Source organism: Cobetia sp. SIMBA_158, assembly GCF_046566945.1.
GTDB lineage: Bacteria > Pseudomonadota > Gammaproteobacteria > Pseudomonadales > Halomonadaceae > Cobetia > Cobetia amphilecti.
Map to the genome: position 1 here is coordinate 253,915 of NZ_JAWJYL010000002.1, position 12,490 is coordinate 266,404.

The following is a 12,490-nucleotide window of genomic DNA, read 5'->3' on the forward strand; positions in this document are numbered from 1 at the left end:
AAGGCAACATTAAAGTGAATTCTGGATTATTGCTGGAACACAGAAGCGCTGTCCATACTCGAGTCACCGGGTGCTACTCCCCCTTTCACCACGACAGGAATCACACAATGACAACAACCGTCGGTGTCATCGGACTGGGCAACATGGGCGGCGGCATGGCCGCGACTCTCGCCCGTCATGACTTCCCCGTCATCGGGTTCGATCTCTCTCAGGCTGCGCGTGACAAGGCGGCTGCGGCAAGCGTCACGCCGGTCGATTCCCTCATCGAGCTGCTCGCGAATGTTGAGGTGGTAATCCTCTCGCTGCCCAAGGCCGAGCATGTCGAACGCCTGTGTCTGGGCGGCGATGCAGCAGAAGACCGCCAGGCCGAAAGCCTGCTGGCCATGGCCAGGCCGGGACTGATCGTGATCGACACCACCACCTCGACCCCCGAGACCAGCCGCAAGGTGGCGGCGGCGCTGGCGACGCGCGGTATCGACTTCATCGACGCCCCGGTGTCCGGCGGCCCCAAGGGCGCCGCGAGCGGCAGCATGTCGATGGTGATCGGCGCCGAGGATGAGGTGCTGGCACGCGCCATGCCGGTACTGGAGGCCATGAGCGGCAGCCGAGTGCATGTCGGTCGCTGTGGCGCGGGCAATGTGGCCAAGATTGCCAACAATATGCTGGCCGCCTGTCACCTGATCAGCACGGCGGAGGCCGTTGCCATGGCCGCCAGAGCGGGCGTCTCCCCCGAGAAGTTGCTGGAAGGCGTGAATGCGGGTTCCGGGCGCAGTGGCGCGAGCCAGGTGATGTTCCCCAGCTGGGTGATCAACAAGGCCTACGATTCCGGCTTCACCATGGGCCTGATGCGCAAGGATGTCGGGCTGGCCAGTGATCTGGCGCAACAGCTCGGGATGGAGCTGCCCCTCGCTCGCGCCGTCGCCCAGCTCTGGAATGAAAGCAGCGCGACGCTGGATGACAGCGAGGATTTCTGCGCCATCGTGCAACGCACTGACCCGACTCTCTTTGGCCACGGAGCATAAGCCATGCTGACCCACGACATGACCCCGGTACCCTCAACGACTCAGCGTATCGCGGAACTGATGCAGGCGTTTCAGGACAGCAGCCAATCTCATGACGACACGCTTGTCGTCAGTAGCCTGATCGGTGGCGAGTTCATCAAAGGAAGCGGTGAGAGCATCGAGGTACGCAACGCTCAGGATGACAGCCTGATGCTGTCCTTCCCGGATGCCGACATCTCTCAGGTCGCGCTTGCCAATGCCGCCAGCCGCGAGGCCCAGCAGCAATGGGCTGAATTGACCGCCCAGGCCCGCGGACGCGCCATCTACCGCATAGGCAGCCTAGTCCGTGAGCAGGCCGATACCCTGGCCGAACTGGAGGCGCTGAGCGCCAACAAGCCGATTCGCGATGCACGGGTCGAGGTGGCCAAGGTCGCCGAGATGTTCGAGTACTACGCGGGCTGGGCCGACAAGCTGCACGGTGAGGTGATTCCGGTCCCGACCTCGCACCTCAACTACGTCACCTACGAGCCGCTGGGTACCGTACTGCAGATCACGCCGTGGAATGCGCCCATCTTCACCGCCGGCTGGCAGATCGCCCCGGCCATCACCGCCGGCAATGCGGTGATTCTCAAGCCCTCGGAGCTGACGGCGCTGTCCTCGCTGGCGCTGGGCGTGTTGATCGAGCGCGCCGGTGTGCCGCGCGGGCTGGTCAATGTCATCGCCGGCTACGGCCATAGCATCGGCCAGGCGTTGATCGCCGAGGGCGACATTCGCAAGGTGGTATTCGTCGGCTCGCCCGCCACCGGCCGCCACATCGCCACCGCCGCGGCGCAGCGCTGCATCCCCTGCGTGCTGGAGCTGGGCGGCAAGTCCGCCAACATCGTGTTCGAGGATGCCGATCTCGAGGTGGCCCTGCGCGGCGCCCAGGCGGCCATCTTCTCCGGCGCCGGCCAAAGCTGCGTGTCGGGCTCGCGCCTGCTGGTGCAGGCCTCGATCTTCGACAAGTTCACCACTGCGCTGGCCAAGGCTGCCACGCAGTTCACCCTCGGTGACCCGCAGGACCCGAATACCCAGATCGGCCCGATCAACAACGCGAAGCAATATCAGCATGTGAAGTCGATGCTTGCCGGCGCCATTGAGGACGGCGCGCGTCTCGCCGATGGCTCAGCAGACCCCGTACCGGACACCGGCGGCTATCATGTCGCGCCGACGGTACTGCTGGGCGACAACGCCATGACCTGCGCGCAGGAAGAGATCTTCGGCCCGGTCGTGGTGGCCATACCGTTCGAGGAGGAAGCCGACGCCATCCGCATCGCCAACGACAGTCGCTTCGGGCTGGCCGGCGCCGTCTGGACTCGCGACGTCGGCCGCGCCCACCGCGTGGCACGTCAGGTGCGTGCCGGCACCTTCTGGGTCAATGGCTACAAGACCATTCACGTCAGCTCACCCTTCGGTGGCTACGGCGAGAGTGGCTATGGCCGCTCATCTGGGCTGGATGCGCTGCGCGAATACAGCGAAGTGAAGAGCGTGTGGGTCGAGACGGCAGCCGAGCCCGCCGCCAGCTTCGGCTATGGGGCGAGTCTGGAGTAGCCAGATGTGATCGTGTTGCCTGTCAGCAGGGCAGCACTCAAGACAAGCAGTGGTCAACGGGATGCATGGCCTTGAAATGCCATGCATCCTTGCTCCCTCCCCGCATGACACCGCAAGGCGCCGTGGATTTCCCTCCACGTCGCCTTGCGGCGTTTGACGGCATGCGCCAGCATCGACTCCCGACTTCTGATTTCCGAATTCTGAGTCCCGGCGTCGCGGCCAGTGGCAAGCAGTACTCTCGAGACAAGGCATCCGTCCATCGCCCCGACGACACAAGGATACGTGAATGCGCGTCAAGACCGACTTCCCCCATCGCGTCCGCGAGATCGAGCACACGCTGATTCCACTCTCCGACGGCACCCAGCTGGCCGCCAGAATCTGGCTGCCGGAAGATGCGGAACAGGCGCCAGTGCCGGCCATCCTCGAATACCTGCCCTACCGCAAGAGTGACGGCACCATCGCGCGGGATGCCCTCACCCACCCCTACTTCGCGGGCCACGGCTACGCCTCAGTGCGCGTCGACATGCGTGGCAACGGCGAATCCCAGGGGCTGATGGAAGATGAATATCTGCCATTGGAGCAGTCCGATGCGCTGGAGGTGATCGACTGGATCGCCAATCAGCCCTGGTGCAGCGGCAAGCTCGGCATGATGGGCATCTCCTGGGGCGGCTTCAATTCGCTGCAACTGGCCGCGCACCGACCCGAGCCACTCAAGGCCATCATCACCCTCTGCTCCACCGATGATCGCTACACGGATGACATCCACTACAAGGGTGGCTGCCTGCTCAACGAGAACCTGGCCTGGGCCGCCACCATGCTGAGTTTCTCCGCAGCACCGCCGGACCCGCGCCTGGTCGGCGATGAGTGGCGCGCCATGTGGCAGGAGCGTTTGGACGAGATGCCGCTGCTGGCCGAGACCTGGCTTTCGCATCAGCACCGCGATGCCTACTGGAAGCAGGGCTCCATCAATACCGATTACGCCGACATCGAAGCGGCGGTCTATGCCATCGGTGGCTGGGGCGACGCCTACAAGAACACCGTCGGGCGGATGATGGAAAATCTGACTTGCCCGCGCAAGGCGCTGATCGGCCCGTGGATTCACAAGTATCCGCACTTCGCGGTGCCCGATCCGGCCATCGGCTTCCTGCAGGAAGCGCTGCGCTGGTGGGACCACTGGCTGAAAGGCGCGGAGAATGGCGTGATGGACGAGCCGTCCGCCACCTTCTATCTGCAGGATGCTCTGCCGCCGAAGACGATGTATGCCGAACGTCCGGGACGCTGGGTGCAGACGGACGGCTGGCCCGCCAGCCATGTCGAGATGCACCAGATGTCGCTGAGCGAATCAGGCCTGAGCGACGACGCACATCAGGGTCAGCAGGCACTCGCCAGGCCGGTCGTGGTGGATTCACCGCTGACCGCTGGCCGCCATCAGGGCGAGTATTGCGCCATCTGGTTCGGGCCTGACCTGCCGGGAGATCAGCGTCTCGATGATGCACTCGCCGTGTGCTTTGACAGTGAACCGCTCGACGCGCCGCTGGATATCCTCGGCAAGCCCAGGGTCACGCTGTCACTGACCAGTGACCAGACCTGCGGCCAGCTGACGGTGCGCCTGAGTGACGTGCAGCCGGATGGTCAGGTCGCACGCATCACCTACGGCGTGCTCAACCTCGCGCTGCGCGATCATGACACTCCGCAACCTCTCACTCCCGGTGAGCCCGTCAATATCGAGCTGGAACTGGACATGGCGGGCTATCGGATTCCAGCCGGCCACCGTCTACGCGTGGCACTGGCGTCAGCCAACTTCCCGATGGTGTGGCCGGCGCCCCGGCGAGCGGCACTGACCCTGCAACCGGGCCTGCAGTCACTCGCGTTGCCGGTCTTTACCGGCGAGGCCGTCGACAACCCCTTCGCGGCACCGGAATCCGCCCCACCGGCCAACATCAGTGAGCAACGCGCTGCCAAGCCCAGCCGCAGCGTGGTAGAGGACGTGGCCAGCGGCGAAGTCACCACCATCGTCGAGGACGACATGGGCGCGATGACGCTCGAAGACACCGGCATGCGGGTCGAGTATCGCTGTACCGAGCGCTATACCGCGCATCCGCAAGATGCGGATCGCACGCGTGCCGAGATCGTCTGGCACTACCACGCCGGACGCGATCAGCACGAGCGTGACAGTGCGCTTGGCGAGACCACCCCGGGCCAGTTCGACGTCCGCGTCGAGAGCCACTACCGCATGCGCTGCGACGCCGAGAACTTCTATCTCGAAGCCGAGCAGATCGCCTGGCAAGACGACGAGGAGGTCCACCGCCGTGACTGGCAGCGCACTCTGCCGAGAACATCGGTCTGAGGCGCCCACTCAGGCGCCTGGCGCGTATCTGTCCTGCGAGTGTTGCTGCCAGGCGGCCAGCTCCGCCGCCAGATAGGGCATGAAGCGCTGCCCCTGACGCGAGACGGGATGAAAGCGCGAGGTGACCAGCGCGACATCCAGATTGATGGTCGGTGTGAAGGGCACGATGCGCAGATGGCAATCGCGACGTGCCAGCATCGCCTCCGCCGTCACCGGATCTATCAGGGCGATCCCCAGCCCTTCATTGACGAGCATCGCGACCGAGGGAAATAGATGGGTCTCGATGCTCGCCTGCAAGGTCATGCCGACCTGCTGGAAGGCCCGCGCGAGTTTCAGAGTGCTCTGGTGATGCTGGTCCAGCGTGATGATGGTCTCCCCGGTCAGGTCCGCCGGGCTCAGTGATGCCCTCTCGGCGAGAGGATTGCCTTCGGGAACCGCAAGCGCCATGCACAGCCGATACTCCTCGAGCACCAGCTCCTCGATGGCGGCATCCGACTCGATCACGCCGAGATCGAACTGGCCCTCGGCGACCCACTCGGCGATCTTGCGCGAGCTGAACGTCTGCAACGACAGGCGACTGTCGGGAAAATCGACCAGATAGCGCGCCATCACTCGGGGCATCACCGTGGGAGACAGCCCCGGCATCGAAGCCACGGTGAGCTTGCCGGCATGGCCGTCACGCAGCCCATCGGTCAGCTCATCAAGGTGGCCCACCGAGGCCAGCACCTTGTCGACCCCCTCGGCCAGATGGACGGCTTCCGGCGTCAACTGGGTGCCGTAGTGGTTGCGGCGAAAAAGCAGAAAGCCGACTTCGCTTTCCAGATTGGTGATCGCCGTGCTTACCGCGGGCTGGGTGATGGCCAGGCGACGCGCTGCCTGGGAGAGACTGCCCGTGCGTACCACTTCCTGAAAGATCTGCAATTGACGCAGGTTGTGTCTGAGTTTCATGACGGCTGGGCTCTCATCTCGTGGCAGGGCTCTCGTGGCAGAGCTCTTGTGACAGGGCTCTTGTGGCCAAGCTCTCGCGGCGGGGCAATCATGTCCGGATTCTCGAGACTAGCCTTTCTCGGGCAGACTCTAAATTGTTCTTATGACTTAATAGACAGCCTTTAGTTGTGCTTATACCCCCTGCGGTAGGAAGCTGACCAGACCCTCATAACCAACAACAAAGGGCCACAGACAATGCATATGATCGACCTCATGGGGCTATTGCTGTATTTCGCGATACTGCTCTACATCGGCTATCGCAGTGCCAAGAAGACCTCCAGCAGTGCCGACTTCGCCGTCGCCGGCAACAAGATCATCTGGCCGGTGCTGTTCGCCACACTCGCCGCCTCCTTCCTCGGCGGAGGTGCCTCGATGGGCCGTGCCGGCAAGGCCTTCGATGAGGGCTACGCCTTCATGTTCGCGGCCTCCGCCTTCCCCATCGCCACCATCATCGCAGGCCTCTACATCGCACCGCGCCTCAAGCGCTATGCGGGCGCCCAGACGGTCGGTGACATCATGGCGCATCACTATGGTCGCAGCGCTCGCCTGCTGACCGGCATCTTCTCGCTGATCTTCTGCGTCGGCATCCTCGGCGCTCAGGCGCTGGCCATCGGCACCGTCTTCAATGCCATCCTGGGCATCGAGATCAGCACCGGCATCCTGATCGGCATGGCAGTGGTACTCGTGTACTCCACGGCCGGCGGCATGTGGGCCGTGATCCAGACCGACGTGGTGCAGTTCGTGATGCTCGCGGTCTTCCTGCCCATCACCATGATCGTCGGGCTCGACAAGATCGGCGGCCCCGATGCCCTGATCGCCGCGCTGCCCACCGAGCACTTCAGCATCATGGGCGATTACACGCCGCTGATGTTCATCAGCATCTTCATCGCCTTCCTGCTCGGCGAGACCCTCGTCCCGCCCTACACCCAGCGCGCCCTGTCGGCGCCGGATTCGCGTCATGCCAAGATCGGCTACTCGCTGGCCGGCGGCTTTGGCCTGCTGTTCTATGCCGTCAGCTCCACCATCGGCCTGATCGCGCTGGTGCTCTATCCGCAGATCTCGCCGGATCAGGCCATGCCGGAACTGATTCGTGACGCCCTGCCGCTGGGCCTGACCGGTCTGGTGCTCGCCTCACTGCTGGCCGTGGTGATGTCGACGGCGGATTCCTACCTGAACTCGGCAGCGGTCATCTTCGTGACCGACATCTACAAGCCCTTCATCAATCCCGCCATGTCCGGCAAGCAGCAGCTGTGGATCGAGCGCGGCGTCAATCTGGCCATCGGGCTGGGCGCCATCGTCTTCGCGCTTTACGCCACCTCGATCATCGATGCGCTGCTGCTGAGCTACGCGCTGTGGGCACCGACCATCCTGCTGCCGTTCATCTTCGCCGTGCTGTTCAAGATTCGCTGCAAGCGTGCCGGCATCGCCGCGATGCTCGCCGGGGCACTGGCCACCAGCGTCTGGAAGTGGAGCAGCCTGGAACTTGAGGCACTGAGCGGCATCACGCCGCTGATCGCCGGCGTCATCGCCAATATCGTGGTCTTCACCCTCGTCTATCAGTTCTTGAACGCGGTGCCGGACCACAACGGCAATAACGCCCCGACCCAGCCCACCCACTCCTGAGGACCTGACCATGTTCGGACTGACCCTGTATGTGATCTGCCTGCTGAGCATCCTCACCGCCGTGGGCATCGCCATCGCCTCCTGGAAGTTCTACCGCGACAACTGAGCCATCGGCAGGGCCTGCGCCGCTCGACCATGAGTCTTCCAAGGCCCTGTCATGGCCCTGCCACCGTCTTCATCACGCCGATCATGTCGGGCAATCCGCCCGGCATGACCGGCAAAGAGAGTACGCGCGATGACCCCGCAATCCTCCGCCGCCGAAGCGGCGAGCCACGACAGCATTGCCGTCATTGGCGCCGGCATCATCGGTCTGGCGACCTGCCGCGCCTTGCAGGCACGTGGCTATCACGTTCGACTGTATGACCCGAACCCCATCGGCGAAGGCACCTCCTTCGGCAATGCCGGCCTCATCGCCAACTACGCCACCTCACCGATGGCCAGCGGCGATACCCTGCGTCAGCTGCCGGGCCACCTGCTGAGCAGGCAGCCCTCCCTAGCCATCGCCCTGCGCCACACGCCTGCCCTCGCGGACTTCGGCTGGCGTTTCCTCAAGGCGGCAACGCCCTCCAATTTCCAGCGCCACAAGGCGGACCTGATCGCCCTGCTGGCCAATGCCGTCGAACGACAGCATGCTCTGATCGATGATCTGCAGACCAGAGCGCCCACTGCGCTGGCCAGCCAGACAGGCTGCCTGCAGATCCAGCGCGACACCGCCATCACCCCGGCAGCGCTGGAGAAGATGGCCCAGGCGAAACGTCATGACGGAGTCGAATGTCAGGCACTGGGCGCGAACCAGCTGCGGGATCTGGAGCCGTCGCTCAACTCGAAGGGACTGGCAGGCGGCCTCTACTACCCTGATACCCGCCATCTCACCAGCCCGCTGTCACTCAGCCGCCAGCTCTTCGCACAGCTGGAAGAAGGCGGCCTTGAGTGGACGGCTCAGCAGGTCGATGCCCTCACGCCGCTTTCCAGTGGTGGCTGGCGCATCGACACCGCCACCACCTCACAGGAGGTCCCGCATGTGGTGATCTGCGCCGGTATCGCGAGCAATACGCTGCTGGCAGGACTCGGCAAGCGACTGCCGGTGGTTAGCGAGCGCGGCTATCACATCGAACTCGCCACCTCGCTGCCACTCGCACGCCCGGTGGGCTGGCTGGCGCATCACTTCTACGCCTCGCCCATGGCCGCAGGCATACGCCTGGCGGGCACCACCGAGTTCTGCGCGCCATCGCGCCCCGCCTCGCCGCAACGCTGGCAAGCCCTCAAGCAATGGGGCGAGACACTCTTCGGTCAGCCGCTCGACGTCGCCCGCCACTGGATGGGCGTGCGCCACTCCACTCCCGATGGCCTGCCGGTAGTAGGCGAAATGCCCGGCTGCCCCGGCCTGCTGCTTGCCTACGGGCATGGCCACCTGGGCCTGACACTCTCGGCCGAGACGGGAGATCTGGTGGCACGCACGGTGGCGCACGACCCCCTGCCGGAATACGCGCGCAGCCTGTCGCCCGCCAGGTTCTGCCAATGATCCCGCTCGCCTGAGCAAGCAGAACTGCACTCTTGCCCATGAAGACGAAAGCCCCTGACAGGCGAACCTGTCAGGGGCTTCTTGTTTCTTGCGTCATAGCCGGGCTAATCAGAGCAGGGCTCATCAGCGCAGGGCTTGCCAGAGCGCCCCACCCAACCCGCTCGTTCAGGAAGATGGGGGTTGTGGACGCCCGGGCTGGGACGCGTACTCGACGCCATGCGCCTGCAGATACTCGCGGATCAACTGACGGACGACCTGAGACGGCGTCTGATCCTGCGAGGCACACAGCTGCTCGAAGGCCTGCTTCTTGTGCGGGTCAATCATCAGGGTCAGGCGTGCGGTCTTCTTTTCCATCTTCAGCTCTCCCGAAATCATTAACATCAGATGGTAATGCCGGGACGCCGATACCGACAAGCCAATCCTTGTGAACCCGAGTCGATTCTTTGGGCAAGCGAATGACGATCATGCTAATTACATGTTAATGTTTTTTACCATGTGATTATCATGTAATCATGCCAGGGCAGTCCGTCACAGACGGCTGGCCTGCTGTCGCCTGGCGCAGTGACATGTTCGGACATGCCACGCCATGCCCTGAAACGGCCAGCACCAGGTTCAGCGTCGAGATTCCCTCCGCGAGGACCCGCCCCGATGACCTCCAAGCGCTCTCCCATGCGCCTGCCCCCGATTGCCACCGGCCTGCGCAGTGCATGGCACTCAGGCTACGGCCTCACCGATCTGCGTCAGGACATCCTGGCCGGGTTGACCATCGGCACCGTGGCAGTGCCGCTGTCCATGGCACTGGCCATCGCGGCCGGGGTCGCGCCACAGCATGGCCTCTATACGGCCATCGTCGCGGGGGCAATCATCGCCATGACGGGCGGGTCACGCGTCAACGTCTCCGGGCCCACCGCGGCCTTCGTGGTGATCCTGTTTCCCATCGTTCAGCAGTACGGACTCGGCGGCCTGTTGATCGCCACCATGATGGCGGGGGCGATTCTGATACTGCTGGGGCTGACGCACATGGGGCGGCTGATCCAGTTCGTGCCCTATCCGGTCGTGCTCGGTTTTACCGCCGGCATCGCCGTGGTGATCGCCGTCCTGCAGGTGCCTGACTTTCTGGGCCTGAGTGTCGGACAGCTCAGCGAGCACTTCGTCGAGAATGTCGGGCATATTCTGGCCGCCCTGCCGACGCTGAATCCTCATGAGCTCTCCATCGGGGTCTTTTCACTGGCCGTCATGCTGCTGTGGCCACGCCTGCACCTGCCCGTCCCCGCGCCACTGGTCGGCTTGATCGTCGGCGCACTGGCGGCCCATGCGCTCGAACTCGCCTTCGGCGGCGACACCCAGGGCCCGCTGGTGGAAACCATCGCCTCCCGCTTCAGCTGGGAAGCGGCGGGCAGCAGCGGCACGGGCATTCCGCCCATCGCCCCAACGCTGGTGGCTCCCTGGCAGCTGCCCGGCGCGGATGGCCAGCCGCTGACACTGGATTTCGAGTTGATCCGTGCACTGATGGGGCCCGCCATCGCCATTGCCATGCTGGGGGCGATCGAATCCCTGCTGTGCTCGGTGGTATCCGATGGACTGACGCGAACGCGCCATGACCCGGATGCGGAGTTGATCGGCCAGGGGCTGGGCAATCTGATAGCGCCGTTGTTCGCGGGCATCACGGCCACTGCCGCCATCGCACGCACCGCCACCAACATTCGCTGCGGAGCCCGTTCACCACTGGCGGCAGTGGTGCATTCCGCGGTGGTACTGCTTGCGGTGATCGCACTGGCGGATCTGCTGGGCAAGGTGCCGATGGCGACATTGGCGGCGCTGCTGTTCATCGTCGCCTGGAACATGAGCGAGGCTCGCCACTTCGTGCATAGCCTGCGTTCCGCCCCGGGAGGCGATGTGGCGATCCTGTTGATCTGCTTCGGCCTCACCGTGCTGTTCAACATGGTGCTGGCGGTGGCAGTCGGCGTCGGTCTGGCGGCGGCGCTGTTTATACGCCGCATGATGCAGCTGACGCAGACCCGCCAGATCACCGACACGCAAAAGGGCGAGGCGCTTCGCCAGACACCGTGCGAGGGAAGCGACAGCAGCGCCATCGCGCTCTACGACATCGATGGCCCCCTGTTCTTCGGCGTGGCCGAGAAGGCGCTGACCTCACTGCGCCTGGTCGATGACAGGGTCCGGGTCGTGATTCTCGACATGAGCGATGTGCCGAGCATGGATGGCACGGCCATCGTGGCCCTGAAATCCCTGATCGATGACATGCATCACCAGAGAGTGGCGCTGATTCTGGCGGGGCTGCCGAGCCATCTGATCGTCAAGCTGCGCCGGGCCGGGATTCGCACGCGTGCGCACAAGCTCAGCTGGTGCCGCAGCCTGCCACGCGCCGTCGCCGTGGCACGTCGCTGGCTGGGCGAACACTAGCCTTGCGAGCATCGTGCTATGCATATCTTCATAGGCCGCTTGCGCACCTGCAGGCCGCGTTTTCAAGTCTCCCGATACGACAATGCCTCTGATCGGTGACGATCAGAGGCATTGTCGTGGGTCATGACGCGTCGGCGAAACACTCACCAGTCGAGGCGCTTACCTGTTGTGGGACTAAGGCGCATGGACGCCTTCGAACATGCGTCGGCGCGCCCCTTCGAGATGCGCCCGCATCGCGCTTTCGGCCGCGGCGGCGTCCTTGTCGGCAATCGCATCGATGATCGCCTGATGCTCATCCTGAACGATGCGCAGGCGTTCCTCCGAGGCTCGCAGTGACAGGCCGCGCGTCAGGTTCATGCCCTCCTTGATGCTCTGGTTGAGCGAGCGCAGCACGGTGGCGTAGTAGTGATTGCTGGCCGCTTCGGTGATCGCCAGATGGAACTCGAAGTCTTCATCCGAGGCACGATCGTGGTTGAGATTGGCCTGGTTGATGGCTTCGAAGCGCTGGCGAATGTGCTCCAGCTGCTCCGGGGTGCGTCGCAGTGCGGCAAGACCCGCCGCACTGGCCTCGACATTGGTGCGAAACTCGAAGCAACGCTGGATGTCGGCGATGCTGGAGATGCGCGCAAATTCGAGCACGGCGCTGTCGGGTCGATTGATGACGAAGCTGCCGGAGCCCCGCCGCGAAACGACGAGATTGTCCTCGCGCAGCCGCGCCAGCGCATCACGCAGCACTGGGCGCGACACCTCATACAGCTCGCACAGGCGCGCCTCGGTGGGCAGCTTCTTGTTGACGGGGTAATCACCGCTGATGATGGCCGCCAGAATCTTCTCGTAGACCACCAGTGCCAGTGAATGCTTGGCTGCGTCACTCATCGTGTCATGTCGCCCTTTCTCATCACTCTTGGTCCACCTTCAGGCATGTCAGATGGTGTGCAATTCTACCGGAAACCCTGCCAGTTGAGGAAAGGCCACGGGACAGCGACGTTCCCCGGCGTC

9 protein-coding genes are annotated in these 12,490 nt (G+C 64.1%); 6 read left to right on the forward strand and 3 right to left on the reverse strand.

Annotated features, from left to right (window positions below; translation table 11 throughout):
* The first annotated feature begins 14 nt into the window (after positions 1-14).
* From R2R70_RS05100 to R2R70_RS05110, 3 genes are all read left to right on the forward strand, one after another.
* A complete protein-coding gene (locus tag R2R70_RS05100; protein ID WP_410977452.1) occupies positions 15-1,022 on the forward strand; it encodes an NAD(P)-dependent oxidoreductase in 1,008 nt (335 codons plus the stop codon).
* A 3-nt stretch (positions 1,023-1,025) separates the two neighbouring features.
* Positions 1,026-2,591 (forward strand): aldehyde dehydrogenase family protein, encoded by a 1,566-nt coding sequence (locus tag R2R70_RS05105; RefSeq protein WP_410977453.1) that lies wholly within the window; start codon positions 1,026-1,028, stop codon positions 2,589-2,591.
* A gap of 286 nt (positions 2,592-2,877) precedes the next feature.
* Complete coding sequence (locus R2R70_RS05110; RefSeq protein WP_410977454.1) at positions 2,878-4,938, forward strand: CocE/NonD family hydrolase; 2,061 nt, start codon at positions 2,878-2,880, stop codon at positions 4,936-4,938.
* Positions 4,939-4,947: 9 nt separating this feature from the next.
* On the opposite strand, the gene R2R70_RS05115 is transcribed toward R2R70_RS05110, so the two are convergent.
* Positions 4,948-5,886 (reverse strand): LysR substrate-binding domain-containing protein, encoded by a 939-nt coding sequence (locus tag R2R70_RS05115; RefSeq protein WP_410977455.1) that lies wholly within the window; start codon positions 5,884-5,886, stop codon positions 4,948-4,950.
* Positions 5,887-6,120: 234 nt separating this feature from the next.
* Between R2R70_RS05115 and R2R70_RS05120 the strand changes: the two genes are divergently transcribed.
* Positions 6,121-7,548, forward strand: coding sequence for a sodium:solute symporter family protein (locus tag R2R70_RS05120; protein ID WP_410977456.1), 1,428 nt, complete (start codon positions 6,121-6,123; stop codon positions 7,546-7,548).
* Between the two features lie 235 nt (positions 7,549-7,783).
* Positions 7,784-9,070: an FAD-dependent oxidoreductase gene (locus tag R2R70_RS05125; protein WP_410977457.1), complete on the forward strand. Its 1,287-nt coding sequence runs from the start codon at positions 7,784-7,786 to the stop codon at positions 9,068-9,070.
* A gap of 165 nt (positions 9,071-9,235) precedes the next feature.
* Here the strand turns inward: R2R70_RS05125 and R2R70_RS05130 are convergent, their stop codons facing one another.
* Positions 9,236-9,424: a CopG family transcriptional regulator gene (locus R2R70_RS05130; protein ID WP_131432268.1), complete on the reverse strand. Its 189-nt coding sequence runs from the start codon at positions 9,422-9,424 to the stop codon at positions 9,236-9,238.
* Between the two features lie 294 nt (positions 9,425-9,718).
* Here R2R70_RS05130 and dauA point away from each other — a divergent pair, with 294 nt between their 5' ends.
* Complete coding sequence (gene dauA / locus R2R70_RS05135) at positions 9,719-11,491, forward strand: C4-dicarboxylic acid transporter DauA (protein WP_410977458.1); 1,773 nt, start codon at positions 9,719-9,721, stop codon at positions 11,489-11,491.
* Between the two features lie 174 nt (positions 11,492-11,665).
* Here dauA and R2R70_RS05140 read toward each other — a convergent pair whose 3' ends face one another.
* Positions 11,666-12,367, reverse strand: a complete 702-nt coding sequence (locus tag R2R70_RS05140) for a FadR/GntR family transcriptional regulator (protein ID WP_107334526.1) — start codon at positions 12,365-12,367, stop codon at positions 11,666-11,668.
* Positions 12,368-12,490: the final 123 nt, after the last annotated feature.